At 71.3% G+C, this 15,034-nt stretch carries 18 protein-coding genes and 2 tRNA genes; 13 read left to right on the forward strand and 7 right to left on the reverse strand.

Annotation, left to right across the window (positions count from 1 at the left end; genetic code table 11):
• Window positions 1–90: 90 nt before the first annotated feature.
• From AB0K28_RS15225 to AB0K28_RS15245, 5 genes are all read left to right on the forward strand, one after another.
• Window positions 91–1,548 carry a sensor histidine kinase gene (locus tag AB0K28_RS15225; RefSeq protein ID WP_364369684.1) on the forward strand — a complete coding sequence of 486 codons (1,458 nt, stop codon included), beginning with the start codon at window positions 91–93 and terminating at the stop codon, window positions 1,546–1,548.
• A 111-nt stretch (window positions 1,549–1,659) separates the two neighbouring features.
• Window positions 1,660–2,280, forward strand: a complete 621-nt coding sequence (locus tag AB0K28_RS15230; protein ID WP_364369687.1) for a response regulator transcription factor — start codon at window positions 1,660–1,662, stop codon at window positions 2,278–2,280.
• 317 nt (window positions 2,281–2,597) lie between these two features.
• A complete protein-coding gene (locus AB0K28_RS15235) occupies window positions 2,598–3,179 on the forward strand; it encodes a hypothetical protein (protein WP_364369690.1) in 582 nt (193 codons plus the stop codon).
• 80 nt (window positions 3,180–3,259) lie between these two features.
• Window positions 3,260–3,335, forward strand: a tRNA-Glu gene (locus AB0K28_RS15240).
• A gap of 19 nt (window positions 3,336–3,354) precedes the next feature.
• Window positions 3,355–3,427: transfer RNA gene (locus AB0K28_RS15245), tRNA-Glu, on the forward strand.
• Window positions 3,428–3,531: 104 nt separating this feature from the next.
• Here the strand turns inward: AB0K28_RS15245 and AB0K28_RS15250 are convergent.
• Window positions 3,532–5,244: a hypothetical protein gene (locus AB0K28_RS15250; protein ID WP_364369693.1), complete on the reverse strand. Its 1,713-nt coding sequence runs from the start codon at window positions 5,242–5,244 to the stop codon at window positions 3,532–3,534.
• Window positions 5,245–5,302: 58 nt separating this feature from the next.
• Window positions 5,303–6,019 carry an IclR family transcriptional regulator gene (locus AB0K28_RS15255; protein WP_355428362.1) on the reverse strand — a complete coding sequence of 239 codons (717 nt, stop codon included), beginning with the start codon at window positions 6,017–6,019 and terminating at the stop codon, window positions 5,303–5,305.
• A gap of 62 nt (window positions 6,020–6,081) precedes the next feature.
• On the opposite strand from AB0K28_RS15255, the gene leuC reads away from it, so the two are divergent.
• The 4 genes from leuC (at window position 6,082) to AB0K28_RS15275 (ending at window position 8,688) form a co-directional block, all read left to right on the forward strand.
• Window positions 6,082–7,467 (forward strand): 3-isopropylmalate dehydratase large subunit, encoded by a 1,386-nt coding sequence (gene leuC, locus AB0K28_RS15260; RefSeq protein ID WP_364369696.1) that lies wholly within the window; start codon window positions 6,082–6,084, stop codon window positions 7,465–7,467.
• A gap of 15 nt (window positions 7,468–7,482) precedes the next feature.
• Entirely contained in the window at window positions 7,483–8,070 is a 588-nt protein-coding gene (gene leuD, locus AB0K28_RS15265; protein WP_364369699.1) for a 3-isopropylmalate dehydratase small subunit, read from the forward strand.
• Window positions 8,049–8,288: a hypothetical protein gene (locus AB0K28_RS15270; protein WP_364369702.1), complete on the forward strand. Its 240-nt coding sequence runs from the start codon at window positions 8,049–8,051 to the stop codon at window positions 8,286–8,288. The genes leuD and AB0K28_RS15270 overlap by 22 nt, the downstream gene beginning before the upstream one ends.
• 100 nt (window positions 8,289–8,388) lie before the next feature.
• Window positions 8,389–8,688 carry an HU family DNA-binding protein gene (locus AB0K28_RS15275; RefSeq protein WP_355428372.1) on the forward strand — a complete coding sequence of 100 codons (300 nt, stop codon included), beginning with the start codon at window positions 8,389–8,391 and terminating at the stop codon, window positions 8,686–8,688.
• 57 nt (window positions 8,689–8,745) lie between these two features.
• Here AB0K28_RS15275 and AB0K28_RS15280 read toward each other — a convergent pair whose 3' ends face one another.
• Together AB0K28_RS15280 and cofC are read right to left on the reverse strand one after the other, a co-directional pair.
• Window positions 8,746–8,961 carry a hypothetical protein gene (locus AB0K28_RS15280; protein ID WP_345389181.1) on the reverse strand — a complete coding sequence of 72 codons (216 nt, stop codon included), beginning with the start codon at window positions 8,959–8,961 and terminating at the stop codon, window positions 8,746–8,748.
• A 17-nt stretch (window positions 8,962–8,978) separates the two neighbouring features.
• Entirely contained in the window at window positions 8,979–9,623 is a 645-nt protein-coding gene (gene cofC / locus AB0K28_RS15285) for a 2-phospho-L-lactate guanylyltransferase (protein WP_364369705.1), read from the reverse strand.
• A gap of 187 nt (window positions 9,624–9,810) precedes the next feature.
• On the opposite strand from cofC, the gene AB0K28_RS15290 reads away from it, so the two are divergent.
• Both AB0K28_RS15290 and AB0K28_RS15295 read left to right on the forward strand, forming a co-directional pair.
• Window positions 9,811–10,413: a lysophospholipid acyltransferase family protein gene (locus tag AB0K28_RS15290; protein ID WP_364369708.1), complete on the forward strand. Its 603-nt coding sequence runs from the start codon at window positions 9,811–9,813 to the stop codon at window positions 10,411–10,413.
• 4 nt (window positions 10,414–10,417) lie between these two features.
• A complete protein-coding gene (locus AB0K28_RS15295) occupies window positions 10,418–11,428 on the forward strand; it encodes an NAD(P)H-dependent glycerol-3-phosphate dehydrogenase (RefSeq protein WP_345389175.1) in 1,011 nt (336 codons plus the stop codon).
• Here the strand turns inward: AB0K28_RS15295 and AB0K28_RS15300 are convergent.
• A complete protein-coding gene (locus tag AB0K28_RS15300; protein ID WP_345389173.1) occupies window positions 11,325–11,771 on the reverse strand; it encodes a zinc ribbon domain-containing protein in 447 nt (148 codons plus the stop codon). The two genes, AB0K28_RS15295 and AB0K28_RS15300, sit on opposite strands and share 104 nt — an antisense overlap.
• Window positions 11,772–11,994: 223 nt before the next feature.
• Between AB0K28_RS15300 and AB0K28_RS15305 the strand changes: the two genes are divergently transcribed.
• Complete coding sequence (locus tag AB0K28_RS15305) at window positions 11,995–13,089, forward strand: D-alanine--D-alanine ligase family protein (protein WP_364369712.1); 1,095 nt, start codon at window positions 11,995–11,997, stop codon at window positions 13,087–13,089.
• Here AB0K28_RS15305 and AB0K28_RS15310 read toward each other — a convergent pair whose 3' ends face one another.
• Entirely contained in the window at window positions 13,090–13,521 is a 432-nt protein-coding gene (locus tag AB0K28_RS15310) for a DUF3515 family protein (protein ID WP_345389171.1), read from the reverse strand. It abuts the gene before it with no gap.
• Between the two features lie 9 nt (window positions 13,522–13,530).
• Window positions 13,531–13,764, reverse strand: a complete 234-nt coding sequence (locus AB0K28_RS15315; RefSeq protein WP_345389169.1) for an Lrp/AsnC ligand binding domain-containing protein — start codon at window positions 13,762–13,764, stop codon at window positions 13,531–13,533.
• Window positions 13,765–13,811: 47 nt separating this feature from the next.
• Here AB0K28_RS15315 and AB0K28_RS15320 point away from each other — a divergent pair, with 47 nt between their 5' ends.
• Window positions 13,812–14,789 carry a thiamine-phosphate kinase gene (locus tag AB0K28_RS15320; protein ID WP_364369716.1) on the forward strand — a complete coding sequence of 326 codons (978 nt, stop codon included), beginning with the start codon at window positions 13,812–13,814 and terminating at the stop codon, window positions 14,787–14,789.
• The last annotated feature ends 245 nt before the right edge of the window (window positions 14,790–15,034 follow it).

Consider the following 15,034-nt stretch of genomic DNA (forward strand, 5'->3'; position numbering starts at 1 on the left):
GCCTGACGGCGAACCGGCTGCCCCTGTCCTGCTCCGCAGGGGTCCGATTCCTCTCCCGCCTGAAGGCGGGAGTTTCCTCGGAGGTATCTGATGACCGGCCCCGACACCCCCGCCCCACGAACTGCCGCCGGCGACCGCGACCCGCGAACCCCGCCCATCGGTGAGGGCGCCAGGTCGCCTGCGCCACCCGCTGGGGGCGGCGCCGGGTCGCGGAGGCTGCCCGCCGGTGGGCAGGGGCGTGAGCGGTGGGTGTTCGCCGTGCTGGCCTATGCGCTGCTCGCCGTCAGCTCACTGGTGACCGCCCTCGCCGAACCAGGGGGAACTCCCGACGCCGACGCTGGCACCCTCGGCCTTCCTTCCTGGCTGGCCGGTCCCCTCGCGGCCGGGACGGCTCAGGGGCCGCTGAGCGTGGAGGCGGTGTGGGGGAGTGTGCCGTGGCCGTTCCTGGCAGTGGTGGCGGCGGTGTGGCTGGTGCCGGTCGCGTGGCTCCATCCCGTACGGGAGCGGCAGCGGGCGCTCGTCGTCGGCCACACCCTCGTCCTCCTGGCGATCGCCGCCGGTCTGACGCTCAAGGCACCGGCGTTCATCGTGTTCGCCTCGATCGGCTACCCGCTGGCGATCGCCATGTTCCCGGCCCGGCTGGTCATGGCGGGCGTCACGCTGACGGCCCTGGTCAACGTCGCCGTACAGGCCGGGCCAGGCGCGCGCGACACCCTGCTCGCGGTGCTCGCCGGCGTGGCCCTGCCGCTGGTGGCCGCCGGCTGGTACGTCTCCGCCGAGCACGACAAGCGCCGCCGTCTCGTCCAGCGCCTGCGCGCCGCCATGGAGGAGAACGCCGAGCTGAACGCTCGCCTCCTCGACCAGGCCAGGCGGGCGGGCGTCCTGAACGAGCGGCACCGCGTGGCAGGTGAGATCCACGACACGCTCGCCCAGGACCTAGTAGCCCTCATCGGTCAGCTCGACGCCGCCGGTCACGCCGCCGGTCACGCCGCCGGTCACGCCGCCGGTCACGCTGCCGGTCTCGCTGCCGACGGGCCGGCCCGCGAGCACCTCGACAGGGCCGCCGCGCTGGCCCGGCGCGGCCTGGCCGAGACCCGCCGCTCGATCAGCGCCCTGCGCCCCGAGCCGCTCGAACGCACCGACCTGCCCCAGGCACTGCACCACATGGCCAGGTCGTGGGCCGAGACGGCGGGCGTCGACCTGCGCTTCGAGGTCACCGGCACGCCGGTCGCCCTGGCCGCCGACGTGGAGTCCGCCCTGTTCCGCATCGCCCAGGAGGCCCTGGCCAACGTCGCCAAGCACGCGAACGCCACCAGGACGGGCCTCACCCTGACGTACACCGACGAACTCATCCTCCTGGACATCCGAGACGACGGCCTCGGTTTCCCGCCGCAGCGGCCGACTGACGGCTTCGGCCTGGACAGCATGCGCCAGCGCGCCGGCGCCCTGGGCGGCACCCTGACCGTCGAATCCGAGCCGGGCCACGGCACCGCCGTCGCCGCCGCCGTCCCCGCCATCCCACCCACGACGTCAGACGGGCGCCGATGAGACGCTGTACCGCGACAGAGGGAGCGGCCATGCCCGAGCGAGTGCCGGCAGCCGACGAGGGGGAGCGGCCATGTCCGTACGGGTGCTGATAGCCGACGGGGGGGAGCGGCCATGTCCGTGCGGGTGCTGATAGCCGACGATCACCCGATCGTGCGCGACGGCCTGCGCGCCGCCCTCACCCGTGACCCCGAGAGCGGGATCGTGGTGGTGGCGGAGGCGGGCGACGGCGAGGAGGCCGTACGCCTGGCCGGGGAGCTGACGCCGGACGTCATCCTGATGGACCTGCGCATGCCCGGCATGGACGGCATGGCCGCCATCCGCCGCCTGGCCGGGACGGGCCCCCGGGTGCTGGTGCTGACCACGTTCGACACCGACGTCCTGCCCGCGCTGGAAGCGGGCGCCACCGGCTACCTCCTGAAAGACGCCTCGCCCGCCGACCTGGCCCGCGCCGTCCTCGCCACCAGCCGCGGCGAGACCGTCCTGGCCCCCGCCGTGGCCGGCCGCCTCGCCGACCAGGTCCGCCGCCCCGCACGGGGGCAACTGAGCCCGCGAGAGCTGGAGGTCTTGCGCCTGGTGGCCGCAGGCGCCACGAACAAGGAAGCAGCGGCGAGCCTGTTCATCAGCGAGGCCAGCATCAAAACGCACCTGCTGCACATCTACGCCAAACTCGACGTCCGCGACCGCGCCGCCGCAGTCGGCGAAGCCTACCGCCGCGGCCTCCTGCCCCACTGACACCGCCGCAGGGGAACGGCCGGTGAACCACGCCCACCGATGCCCAAGCTCCAACCTCTCGCCGGGCGGTCGCCTGCCCGCCTCGAATGGGGTGCGGTCCGCGAACCACGCCCGCCGACGGCCTTGCGCCGGGCGGTCGCCGGCCCGCCTCGGATGGGGTGCGGTCCGCGAACCACGCCCGCCGACGGCCTTTCGCCGGGCGGTCGTCCACCCCCCCTCTCGGAGGGACGGTTGGTGAACTACGGCGGGGTCGCCGGGTGGGGGGTTGGTTGCAGGTTGTGATCATGCGGTGGCGGTTCGGTAGGGTCGGGCGTCTTATGGTTGAGTTTCGACCCCGCGCGGGGGGTTTCCCGCGTTTCCTCGCTCCGTTCATCGCCCCGCTCATCCTCTTCTTCTTCGTCCTGCTCCTCCTGGGCGCGATCCTCACCAACAGCACCCCGCTGGGCGTCCTGATCGGCGCGATCGCGACCGGCGTGCTGGTGGGCGTCCTGGCCGTCAAGCATCGCCGTCTCACCCAGGGCACCGTGGCCCGCTTCTCGCCCGAGGGCGTGGAGCTGGTCGACCGGATGGGGTTCAGGGTGTGGCTGCGCTGGCGCGACGTCACCCGCATCGACGTCGTGGACACCCAGCTCGCCGACCCCCGCAGGATGGGACGGCCGGGGGGAGCGAGGGCCAGGGTGCGGGCGCTGCGCTCGGTCGGGCTCATCGGCTGGGGCGAGCGCGCGGTGCCGCCGCGCATCCCCGCCTGGATGCGGGACCGTCTGGCGCGCGTCCCGGTGGACCCGGCGACGGGCAGGCCGGAGGTGACGATCCCGCTGGGCGAGTTCGACCCGGTGTGGCAGCGTGGCCCGATGGGGGACTGGGTCCGGCGCTACAGGCCCGATCTGATGGGCCCTTAAGCGGTTTGGTGTGGTCTTCCAGGTGCGGTAGAGTTACCTGCGTCGCCGGGGAAGCCCCCGGCACAGCAGCTTGTGGACAGGGTCCCGTCGTCTAGTGGCCCAGGACGCCGCCCTCTCAAGGCGGTAGCGCCGGTTCGAATCCGGTCGGGACTACCACTTGTCACAAGCCCGCGAAGGTCCCGTCGTCTAGTGGCCCAGGACGCCGCCCTCTCAAGGCGGTAGCGCCGGTTCGAATCCGGTCGGGACTACGTCTGCAACATCAGCTCCGGTGCTCAAAGCCCGGAGCTTTTTGTTTTCCGTACGCGAGAAGAAAGAACCGGGTGCCGCCTCGCGGCGGCACCCGGCCCGGAACCTACTTCGAGCGGGCCTTGAAGAGCGCGCGCCGCGCGGCCTTGGCCACCTGTTTGTCGGGGTGCACCTGGGAGATCAGGTCGAGCAGCTCCTCCACGTGCGCGTGCGGGATCTTCCAGATCACCTCGAGCAGGTCGTTGACCATGTCGGGCCCGATGTCGCGCAGGCTGCTGACGAACTCGGAGCGGCCGAGACCGGCCGAGATCGTCCACATGTCGAGGATGAGCCAGTGGGTGTCGTCGGGCGTCGGCTCCGGCGCGTCCTCGACCTCCAGCTGGCTGAGGTGGGTGGCCGCGTAGGGGCGCAGCGAGGGGTGGTCGAGCGCCGCCTGCCAGGCCGGCACGGCGGCCTCGCCCAGCGTGCCGACCACGCTCGCGGCCTGCACCCTGATGAGCGCGTCGCTGTCGTCCTCGGCCGCGGCGGCCAGCAGCTCCTCGGCGGCCTTGGCGGGCTCGCGCAGCCGCATCCAGGCCGCGAACTCGGCGTCGGCCTCCTCCTCGGGCAGCTCGGCGCTGAGCGCGAGCAGCTCGTGGGCGCTCATGGAGTCGATGGCCGGGCGGGCGTCGACCTCGATGTCGGCGTCGTCGATGAGGTGGACGACGCCTTCGGTGCCGAGCGGGGTGAGACGCAGCACGTCGCCGTCGCGCTCGACCATGCCGTAGCCGGTCAGCCACTCGATGGAGGACGCCAGCGGGTCGTCGCCGGCCGCCTCCCAGGCGTCGCCGCCCAGCTCGTCGAGGTCGGCGGCGGCCTCGCCCAGCTCGCGGGCGAGCCCGTCGACCTCGCGCGAGCCGCCGGCCAGCAGCAGCCGGACGAGCACGCCCCTGGTCAGGCCGGCCAGCGCCATGGTGAGGTCGTCGTCGTCGAGCTCCGGGTCGCCGTAGTCGACGGAGTGGAGGCCGAGCATCCACGCGTCGAGCACGTCCTCGTCGTCGTCGAAGGGCCACTCGGCGGTGTCGTCCTGGACGGTGACGGTGCCGCCCTCGCCCGGCTCGAGGAACTCGAGGTCGACGGCGAGGTTCCAGACGTTCCACAGCTGGGGCACGGCCTCGGAGACGGGCCCTTCGGTCTCGGGCCTGGGCAGCCCGACGGCCTCCAGCGCCTCCTCGACCTCCGCGTCCGTGAGCAAGGTCTCCTCGCCCACCTTGCGCCCTGTGCCCACCCACACGGCCAGATCGCGGGCCTTGGCGACCAGGGGCGCCTGGCGGGCGGCGGCGGCCAGCTCGGAGTCGGGGCGCAGCCTGACCGTGTCGAGCTCGGACAACTCGTCGGCGAACGGCTCGAAGTCGCCGAGGTCGCCGGCGTCGTCGTCGCCCTCCTCGCCCTCGCTCTCGTCGAGCAGCTCTTCCATCAGGTCGACGAACTCGTCCTCGACGTCGTCGAGCTCGGCCTGCAGATCGGCGAGGGAGTCGGAGCCCTTGCCCAGCCGGCCGGTGCTGTCGAGGAAGGTCAGGTAGGCGTCGACGGCCGGGAGCATCCCGTCGGCGGCGGCGTCGGGATCCTCCACGACCTTCGGCATGCGGTCGAGCAGCAGGTTACGCAGGTCGGCGCGCTTCCACGTGCCGAGGTCCTGCGAGAAGGCGAGCCGATGCCACAGCGCGGCGGGCCCCACGAGCTCGGGGTCGCTCCCGGGGGCGTTCGCACGCGCCCACATGATGAACTCTTCGAGCAGGGGTCGCAGCTCAGTGGCGGCTACCTCGATGCGATCTGTCACGCACTCAGGCTAGTGTGCCCGCGAGGCTGTCGGCTCCCGAAATAACGCCTTTCGCTGATCATGATGTCCGGCGCATGGCCTCGGTGATCCGCTCGGCGGCGGCCATGACCGGCACCGCGTGGAGCCGTCCTGGCGCTCTCGTGAGGCGCTCGATGGGGCCGGAGACCGACACCGCCGCGATCACCTTGCCGCCGCTACCCCTTATGGGAGCGGAGACGCTGGCCACCCCCTGCTCGCGCTCGCCGACGCTGTGGGCCCACCCACGGCGTCGTACGGAGGCCAGCGTGGCGGCGGTGAACTTGGCCCCGCGCAGCCCCCTGTGCAGCCGGTCGGGCTCCTCCCAGGCCAGCAGGATCTGCGCTGCGGAGCCTGCCGTCATGGGCAGCGCGGACCCGACGGGCACGGTGTCGCGCAGGCCGCTGGCGCGCTCGGCGGCGGCCACGCACACGCGTTCGTCGCCCTGGCGGCGGTAAAGCTGCGCGCTCTCCCCGGTCAGGTCACGAAGATGCATCAAAACGGGCGCGGCGACCGCCAGTAGCCGGTCCTCGCCGGCGGCGGTGGACAACTCCGACAGCCTGGGGCCGAGCACGAAACGGCCCTGTGTGTCGCGGCTCACGATGCGGTGGTGCTCAAGGGCGACGGCCAGCCGGTGGGCGGTGGGGCGGGCCAGGCCGGTGGCCTGGACGAGCTGGGCCAGTGAAGCGGGTCCCGCTTCGAGGGCATTGAGTACAAGAACCGCCTTGTCGAGTACTCCGACTCCGCTAGAGTTGTCCATACACCGATACTGCAGTCTCGACATATGAGAAAGCAAGTCGGATGATTCTCAAGGAGGAGATCATGGGCCGCACACTGGCCGAGAAGGTCTGGGAGCAACACGTAGTCCGTCGCGCGGAGGGCGAACCGGACCTGCTCTATATCGACCTGCACCTCATCCACGAGGTGACCAGCCCGCAGGCGTTCGACGGGCTCAGGCTCGCCGGCCGCAAGGTGCGGCGGCCCGATCTCACCATCGCCACCGAGGACCACAACGTGCCGACCGTGCTCGGCCCCATCGCCGACCCGGTCTCCAAGACCCAGGTCGAGACGCTGCGCAAGAACGCCGCCGAGTTCGGCATCCGCCTGCATCCGATGGGCGACGCCGGGCAGGGCGTGGTGCACATCATCGGCCCGCAGTTCGGTCTCACCCAGCCCGGCATGACCATCGTGTGTGGCGACTCCCACACCTCCACGCACGGCGCGTTCGGCGGCATCGCGTTCGGCATCGGCACCTCCGAGGTCGAGCACGTGCTGGCCACGCAGACGCTGCCCGCCTACCGCCCGAAGACGATGGCCATCGAGGTCAGCGGCGAGCTGCCGGCCGGCGTCACCGCCAAGGACCTGATTCTTGCCATCATCGCCAAGATCGGCACCGGCGGCGGCCAGGGCTACATCGTCGAATACCGCGGCGAGGCCGTGCGCAAGCTCTCCATGGAGGGCCGCATGACGATCTGCAACATGTCGATCGAGGCGGGCGCGCGGGCCGGCATGATCGCCCCCGACGAGACCACGTTCGCGTACCTGAAAGGCCGCCCCCACGCGCCGAAGGGCGAGGCGTGGGACCAGGCGGTCGCATACTGGAAGTCGCTGCGCACCGACGACGACGCCGTCTTCGACAAGGTCGTGGAGATCGACGCCGCCACGCTGACCCCCTACGTCACGTGGGGCACCAACCCGGGCCAGGGCCTGCCGCTGGGCGAGTCCGTGCCCGCGCCGGAGAGCTTCGACGACCCGGTGGCGCGCTCGGCCGCCGAGCGGGCGCTGGAGTACATGGGGCTGACCGCCGGCACGCCGCTGCGCGAGATCGAGGTCGACACCGTGTTCGTCGGCTCGTGCACCAACGGCCGCATCGAGGACCTCCGCTCGGCCGCCGAGATCCTGCGCGGCCGCCAGGTCAAGACCCGCACGCTCATCGTGCCCGGCTCGATGATGGTCAAGAAGCAGGCCGAGGAGGAGGGCCTGCACGAGGTGTTCAAGGCCGCGGGCGCCGAGTGGCGCGAGGCCGGCTGCTCGATGTGCCTCGGCATGAACCCCGACACGCTCAAGCCGGGCGAGCGCAGCGCCTCCACCTCCAACCGCAACTTCGAGGGCCGCCAGGGCAAGGGTGGCCGCACCCACCTGGTGTCGCCGCAGGTCGCCGCCGCGACCGCCGTCACCGGCCGCCTCACCGCCCCCGCCGACCTGTAAGGGAGACCACGTTCCATGGATGCCTTCACCACCCACACCGGTACGGCGGTGCCGCTGCGCCGCAGCAACGTCGACACCGACCAGATCATCCCGGCCGTCTGGCTCAAGCAGGTCAGCCGCACCGGCTTCGAGAAGGGCCTGTTCGCCGCCTGGCGCGAGGACCCGACGTTCGTGCTCAACGACCCCTCATACGAGGGCGGCTCGATCCTGGTCTCCGGCCCCGACTTCGGCACCGGCTCCTCCCGCGAGCACGCCGTCTGGGCGCTGCAGCAGTACGGGTTCCGCGCCGTGATCGCCGCCCGTTTCGGCGACATCTTCCGCAACAACTCCACCAAGATGGGCCTGCTCCCTGTCGTCCTGCCGGGCGAGAAGCTCGAGGAGCTGCAGGCCGCCGTCGAGGCGGAGCCCACGCTCGAAGTGACCGTCGACCTGGTCGAACGCCAGGTCCGCTGGGCCGGCGAGGCCGTCCCGTTCGAGATCGACGACTACACCCGCTGGCGGCTGATGGAGGGGCTCGACGACATCGGGCTGACCCTGCGTCACGAGGGCGAAGTGGCGGCGTACGAGAATGGTCGGCAGCCATGGCTGCCGACGACCGTCTAGAAGACGACGAACTGGCGCGGCGGTTGCGCGAGGCGCACCGCCGCGTCCGCATGCTGCCCGCCGACCGCAGGGAACGCCTCGGGCGCCGCTATCTCGCGATCTGCGACCTGGCGAAGCACGACAGGGAAAGAGCGGCGCTGCGCCTCGGGGCGTTTCTCCGGGCCCTTGACGAGGCTTTCGACACGCCACGTAGTGAAGAAAACCCGCTAGGTGATTGAGTTCATCGGCGATCCCGCCTACTTTCAGAGCCCGTAAGGGGTTTCTACGTCGAACTCGTGAGCTGGAGCCCCGAGCCGTAACTGGGGGAGCAGGACTTTCATGAACAAGCGAGAACTCGTCGAGGCCATCGCGGATCGGGTGGGCGACAGGAAGACGGCCACGGAGGCCGTCAACGCGGTCATCGACGCCATTCAGAAGGCCGTGGCCGGCGGCGACAAGGTCTCGATCACGGGCTTCGGCGCGTTCGAGATGGTGAACAAGCCCGCCCGCACGGCGCGCAATCCGTCCACCGGCGCGGAAATCAACGTGGCCGAGAGCTGGGCGCCCAAGTTCCGTCCCGGTTCTGATTTCAAAGAACTGGTGAACGAGGGCGGCAAGAAAATCGGCAAGAAGAAGTAAACACAGCGGACCGCCGAACGCCCGGGCCATCTCGGTCCGGGCGTCCGCGTGTCCGGATCAGGGCTTGTAGGCGTCGGGCACCGGGAACGTGGACAGCGTGATGTAGCCGATCTCGCCGCCGCTCATGCCGAGATTGACCCGCTGGCCTGAGCGGAGCAGCCGCAGCGGGCCCGCGTCGAAGGCGGCGGCGCCGAAGGGGAGCACGGCACCGTCGTCGAGGAAGACCGTGCCGGAACGGGTGGCCTCGTCGAAACTGCGTACGGTCGCCTGCACGCCACCAGCTTAAGCGCTCACCCTTCCCGATCAACCGGCCACAGCTCGGCCACCACCGCGGCCGTGTGCCTGCCCAGGCCGAGCTCGATCGCCGCGCGCAGGTCGTCGGGGGTGTCCACGTCGCGTCTGACCGAGTCGATGCCGGGCACGCACAGCTCCTTGGCGCCGCCGGCCAGGTGCTTGGCCCGCGACTCGCCGCCGAACCTCGGCGTGAAGGGCCGGCCTGGGCGCACCCCGTAGAAGGTGGTGCCGACGTCGAGCGCGTCGGGCACGAACGCCTGGTCGAACTCGGCCGCCGCCCCCAGCGCCACCGCCAGCTCGGCGGGACGCAGCGCGGGCAGGTCGGCCTGCAGGGCGCCCACCGCGTCATCGGGCGCGACGCGTACGGCGTGGGCGGCGCCCGTGCGCAGCGCCGTGTTCAGCCCCCGATCGGGGTCGTGCACCACGTCGGCGCCCAGCGCGGCGAGCGGCCCGGCGGCGGCGGGATCGGCCGTCACCACGATGACCCGGGCGACGGGCGGGCAGGACAGCGCGGCGGCCACGGTGTCGCAGGCCACGGCCACGGCCAGCCGCGTACGGTGCGGCCCCGTCGCGGCCGCCAGCCGGGTCTTCGCCGCGACCAGCGTCTTCACCGGAATGACCAGGGACCAGCGGATGCTCATAGGGTAAGCATCGCGCCTCGACATCCCACGCGGCCAACCGGGAGACTTGGGGCGCATCCCGTACGTCTTGGAGGAGACCATGAGCCGCCCCACGAGACCATCGCGTTTCTGGGAAACCCTGGCAGTCGTCGTGGTGAAACCGCTGTCCTGGCTTTTGGTCAAGAAAGACTGGCGTAACGGCGATCGCATGCCGAGGACGGGCGGCGTGATCATCGCGGCCAACCACCTGTCGTGGGCCGACCCGGTGCTGCTGTCGCACTTCCTGTACAACCACGGCCGCTGGCCGGTCATCCTGGCCAAGTCGGGATTGTTCAAGGTGCCGTTCCTGGGTCACGCCGTCGCCGCGCTGCGGGCCATCCCGGTCGAGCGGGGCAGCAGCGAGGCCGCGAGGTCGCTGCGCATCTCGGAGGAGCGGCTGGCCGACGGCTGCGCGATCCTGTTCTACCCCGAGGGCACCTGCACCCGCGACCCTGGTTTGTGGCCGATGACCGGCAAGACGGGCGCGGCCCGGCTGGCGCTGGAGAGCGGCGCCCCCGTGATCCCCGTGGCCCACTGGGGGGCGCACGAGCTGCTGCCGTACGGCGCTAAGAAGCCCAGGCTGTTCCCCCGCAAGACGTTCCGCGTGACGGTGGGCCCGCCGGTCGACCTGTCGAAGTACGCGGGCGGGCCGATGCACGCCGACGTGCTGCGCGAGGCCACGGCCGACATCATGGCCGCGGTCACCGCCCAGCTCGCCGAGCTGCGCGGCGAGCAGGCACCGGAGACCCCCTACGATCCGACCAGGCGGTGAGCGCATGACGAAGGCAGCCGTGTTCGGCACGGGTTCGTGGGGCACCACGTTCGCGATGCTCCTCGCCGAGGCGGGCAACGAGGTGATGCTCTGGGGCCGCAGGCAGGAGCTAGTCGACGCGATCGACCGCGACCACGTCAACCCCGACTACCTGCCGGGCGTGCCGCTCCCGCCCTCGCTGCGGGCCACCACCGACCCCGGGCGGGCGCTCGCGGGGGCCGACTTCGTGGTGCTCGCGGTGCCGTCCCAGCGGCTGCGGGCCAACCTGGCGGCCTGGAAGCCGTCCATCCCGCCGCACGCCGTGCTGGTGAGCCTGATGAAGGGCGTCGAGCTGGGCACCACCAAGCGGATGAGCGAGGTGATCCGCGAGGTCGCCGAGGTGCCCGACGAGCGGGTGGCGGTCGTCTCAGGGCCCAACCTGGCCATGGAGATCGCCCACCGCCAGCCCGCCGCGACCGTGGTGGCCTGCACCGACGAGAGCGTGGCCGAGCGGCTGCAGGCGATCTGCCACCTGCCGCCGTGGTTCCGCCCCTACACCAACCCCGACGTCGTGGGCGTCGAGCTGGGCGGCGCGGTGAAGAACGTCATCGCCCTCGCCGTCGGCGTCTCCGCCGGCATGGGCATGGGCGACAACGTCAGCGCCATGCTCATCACGCGCGGCCTGGCCGAGATCTCCCGGCTCGGGGCCGCGCTCGGCGCCGACCCGCACACCTTCGCCGGGCTCGCCGGCATGGGCGACCTGGTCGCCACCTGCACCTCGCCGCTGTCGCGCAACCGCACGTTCGGCGAGAACCTCGGCCGCGGCATGACGCTGGATGAGGTCGTCGCCGCCACCAGGCAGACCGCCGAGGGCGTCAAGTCGTGCGAGTCCGTGCTGGAGCTGGCGAGGAAGCACGACGTGGAGATGCCGATCACCGAGGTCGTCGTCGGCGTCGTGCACGACGGCATGTCGCCGGCCGAGGCTGGAATGCTGCTGATGTCCCGCTCGCCGAAACCTGAACGGTACGGGTTGTGAGATTGACATCCTCCCCCTCGTCAATGCTCTCCGCCAGCCCGGCGGCGAACACGTTCCTGGCCGCGTTGACGTCCCGGTCGTGGACCGTGCCGCAGGCACAAGTCCACTCCCGGACGTTCAGCGGCATCTTCTTCTGCAGGGTCCCGCACTGCGAGCACAGTTTGGAGGAGGGGAACCAGCGGTCGACCGCCACCACGGTTCGCCCGTACCATGCGGCCTTGTACTCCGGCATGCCGCCTTCGAGTGCCTTGTTGTAGACGAGGCGGACGCAGCCGAACGTCCGGGCAAGCTCACCGGCCTGCTCGAGGGTCGGGTGGAAGCGGTACTTGTAGGCCCGCTTCACGATCTGCGCCGCGCCTCACATGCTACCGAACGATCAGCCAAAGCTCGCTCATGTGTTCGATACGCCGGTTCGCCTGACGGCGAACCGGCTGTCCCTGTCCTGCTCCGCAGGGGTCCGATTCCTTCCCCGCCTGAAGGCGGGGGTTGCCACGGAGGTATCTGATGACCTGAATACGGCGTGCTCGGCTCGCTGTGACCGGGACACCCCGGTAGATTCGGACACCATGAGCAAGCCACGCGTCGCCGTCGTTTTCGGAGGTCGCAATTCCGAGCACGCCGTTTCCCTGATGGGGGCGGGCAGTGTGCTGGAGGCGATCGACAGGACCAAATACGAGGTGATCCCGATCGGGATCGCCCAGGACGGCAGGTGGGTGCTGGCCGCTTCCGACCAGCGGTTCGCCATCGAATCCGGCGAGCTGCCGGTCGTCGACACCTCGGGCGCGGCGCTCGCGCTGCCCTCAGGGAGCGGCGGCCTCGTGGCGTACGACCCCGGCGCGATCCCCGTCGAGCTCGGCACCGTCGACGTGGTCTTCCCCGTGATGCACGGCCCGTTCGCCGAGGACGGCACCATCCAGGGCCTGCTGGAGATGGCCGGCGTCCGCTACGTCGGCTCCGGCGTGCTGGCCAGCGCGGTCGGCATGGACAAGGCCCACATGAAGACCGTCATGGCCGCGGCCGGGCTGCCGATCGGCCGCTACGTCGTCGTACGCGAGCGCGACTGGCGGCTCGACCGCGAGACCGTGCTCAAGGAGGCCGAGGAGCTCGGCTACCCGGTCTTCGTCAAGCCGGCGAGGGCGGGCTCGTCCCAGGGCATCTCCAAGGCGGACGACCGCGCGGAGCTGGCCGCGGCCATCGAGCTGGCCAGGGAGCACGACCCCAAGGTCCTCATCGAGGCGGCCATCGTCGGCCGCGAGATCGAGTGCGCGGTGCTGCAGTCGCCCGGCGACGAGCGGGCCGCCGCGTCGATGCCGGGCGAGGTGAAGGTCGAGGGCGGGCAGGAGTTCTTCGACTTCGCGGCGAAGTACTACCCCGACCAGATGTCGCTCACGGTGCCCGCCGACATCCCGCAGGAGACGGCCGAGGAGCTGCGCGAGATGGCGGTGCGGGCGTTCGAGGCGCTCGACTGCGAGGGGCTCGCGAGGGTCGACTTCTTCTACACCCCCGACGGCAAGCTGATCTTCAACGAGATCAACACCATGCCCGGGTTCACCTCGCTGTCGGTGGCGCCGCAGCTCTGGGCCGCCTCGGGGCTGTCCTATCCTGAGCTGGTCGAGCGGCTCGTCCAGCTCGCCCTGCAGCGCAGGCCAGGACTGCGCTGATCAGGCCCTGGGCGTGGTGGCCTGGGCGATCGGCCCCGACAGGTCGGCGAGCACCTCGGCCGCCACGTGCTCGCCGCCGACCGTGACCTCGACGTACGCGGTGCCGGTCACGGCGGTGAACAACGCCGGCTTCTCGGGGTCGGCGAACCAGCCCACGCCCTCGATCTCCTGCAGCTGGTCGGTCGGCGCCATCCTGACCGGCCGCGGCACGCCGCAGCGCAGCGCGATGACGCCCGAGCCCCAGACGGCGACGTAGGGGGACGCGGGCTCGGACGTGCCGCGCTCCTCGCCGTCGAGCGTCTTGGGCAGCAGCGGGGCCAGCCGGTCGCAGGCCGTCGCCGCCTCGCCCTCAGGACGCGGCGGCTCGACCTGAACGGCGCCGCCGCAGCCGGCGAGTGTCAGGAGAACGAGCAGGACGGCGGCGACACGCATCTAGGGACCTCAGATATGGACGATCGGACACGTCAGCGTACGCGTGATGCCCTCCACCGCCTGAATCTGGGCGACGACGAGCTTGCCCAGCTCATCGACGTTGTTGGCCTCCGCGCGCACGATCACGTCGTAGGGGCCCGTCACGTCCTCGGCCCGGGTGACCCCCGGGATCCCGGAGATCTCGCGAGCCACGGCGGCGGCCTTGCCGACTTCGGTCTGGATAAGGATGTAGGCCTGCACCATCACGTCCTCCCGGGCGATTGGATCACGCCGAAGGGCCACCGTACCCTGTGTGCGTCAGGAGGTGCGTCATCACAGTCGGAGATCTCGGCGAATTCGGTGTGGTAAATCGCATTACCGCACAACTGCCCCAGGGTGACGCGGTGATGCTCGGCCCGGGTGACGACGCCGCCGTCATCGGCGCCCCCGACGGGCGTGTCGCGGTCTCGACGGACCTGCTGATCGAGGGCCGCCACTTCAGGCGCGACTGGTCGCGCGGCTACGACGTGGGCCGTAAGGCCGCCGCCCAGAACCTCGCCGACGTGGCCGCCATGGGCGCCCGTCCCACCGCGCTCGTGGTCGGCCTGGGCCTGCCCGCCGACCTGCCGGTGAGCTGGCTCGACGAGCTGACCGCCGGGTTCGCCGACGAGTGCGGGGTCGTGGGGGCGAGCGTGGCGGGCGGCGACGTGACCCGCTGCGACCTGGTCGTCCTCGGGGTGACCGCGCTGGGCGACCTCGGCGGGCGCGCTCCCGTCCTGCGGTCGGGGGCCAGGCCAGGGCACGTGGTGGCGGTGGCCGGGCGGCTCGGCCACGCCGCCGCCGGGTGGGCGCTGCTGGAGGCGGGCGTCTCCGTGGACACCCCCGGGTTGCGGGCGGCCGTGGCGGGGCATCGGCGGCCGTGCCCGCCGTACGCGAGCGGGGCCGAGGCGGCCGAGCTGGGCGCGAGCGCCATGCTGGACGTCAGCGACGGGCTGCTGCAGGATCTGGGGCACGTCGCCAGGGCCAGTGGCGTACGGATCGAGCTCGATCCGGCGGCCTTCACCGTGTTCACCACGGCGGAGCCGGTGGCGGCGGCGGCCAAGGAGCTGGGGGCCGATCCGCTGGAGTGGGTGCTGTCGGGTGGCGAGGATCACGCGCTGGCGGCGGTGTTCCCCGCCGAGGTGTCGTTGCCGGAGTCGTGGCAGGTCGTGGGCCGGGTGGCCGAGGGTTCTGACGTGGTGGTGCGCGGGCGGGAGATCGGGCATCGCGGGTGGGATCACTTTCGGTGATGAGATGTCCCGATTTACGTGAAATTTTCCTGTTTTGGGGTATGACTAGCGGGATTGCTGTGACAACGGTGTAGCAAAGGTGTTATGAAGATTGGCGGCCACTGTAACCGGGAAGAAAGGGCAGCCATGGGCCGCCACGGCACAGGTGGATCCGAAGACGGGGACGAACGGGGGCACAGCGCTTTTTGGGGTCCTGACGAGCAGGCCGAGCCGCCGGGCTGGCCGTCGCTCCCGGACCAGCCCGA

It is taken from the genome of Nonomuraea sp. NPDC049504 (genome assembly GCF_040676845.1).
Lineage (GTDB): Bacteria > Actinomycetota > Actinomycetes > Streptosporangiales > Streptosporangiaceae > Nonomuraea > Nonomuraea salmonea.

Excerpts from the sequence above, each read along its gene's own strand:
- AB0K28_RS15225 (WP_364369684.1), top strand. The coding sequence starts at position 91 with ATGACCGGCCCCGACACCCCCGCCCCACGAACTGCCGCCGGCGACCGC.
- AB0K28_RS15230 (WP_364369687.1), top strand. The coding sequence starts at position 1,660 with ATGTCCGTGCGGGTGCTGATAGCCGACGATCACCCGATCGTGCGCGAC.
- AB0K28_RS15235 (WP_364369690.1), top strand. The coding sequence starts at position 2,598 with ATGGTTGAGTTTCGACCCCGCGCGGGGGGTTTCCCGCGTTTCCTCGCT.
- AB0K28_RS15255 (WP_355428362.1), bottom strand. The coding sequence starts at position 6,019 with ATGGACAACTCTAGCGGAGTCGGAGTACTCGACAAGGCGGTTCTTGTA.
- leuC (WP_364369696.1), top strand. The coding sequence starts at position 6,082 with ATGGGCCGCACACTGGCCGAGAAGGTCTGGGAGCAACACGTAGTCCGT.
- leuD (WP_364369699.1), top strand. The coding sequence starts at position 7,483 with ATGGATGCCTTCACCACCCACACCGGTACGGCGGTGCCGCTGCGCCGC.
- AB0K28_RS15270 (WP_364369702.1), top strand. The coding sequence starts at position 8,049 with ATGGCTGCCGACGACCGTCTAGAAGACGACGAACTGGCGCGGCGGTTG.
- AB0K28_RS15275 (WP_355428372.1), top strand. The coding sequence starts at position 8,389 with ATGAACAAGCGAGAACTCGTCGAGGCCATCGCGGATCGGGTGGGCGAC.
- cofC (WP_364369705.1), bottom strand. The coding sequence starts at position 9,623 with ATGAGCATCCGCTGGTCCCTGGTCATTCCGGTGAAGACGCTGGTCGCG.
- AB0K28_RS15290 (WP_364369708.1), top strand. The coding sequence starts at position 9,811 with ATGCCGAGGACGGGCGGCGTGATCATCGCGGCCAACCACCTGTCGTGG.
- AB0K28_RS15295 (WP_345389175.1), top strand. The coding sequence starts at position 10,418 with ATGACGAAGGCAGCCGTGTTCGGCACGGGTTCGTGGGGCACCACGTTC.
- AB0K28_RS15305 (WP_364369712.1), top strand. The coding sequence starts at position 11,995 with ATGAGCAAGCCACGCGTCGCCGTCGTTTTCGGAGGTCGCAATTCCGAG.
- AB0K28_RS15310 (WP_345389171.1), bottom strand. The coding sequence starts at position 13,521 with ATGCGTGTCGCCGCCGTCCTGCTCGTTCTCCTGACACTCGCCGGCTGC.
- AB0K28_RS15315 (WP_345389169.1), bottom strand. The coding sequence starts at position 13,764 with ATGGTGCAGGCCTACATCCTTATCCAGACCGAAGTCGGCAAGGCCGCC.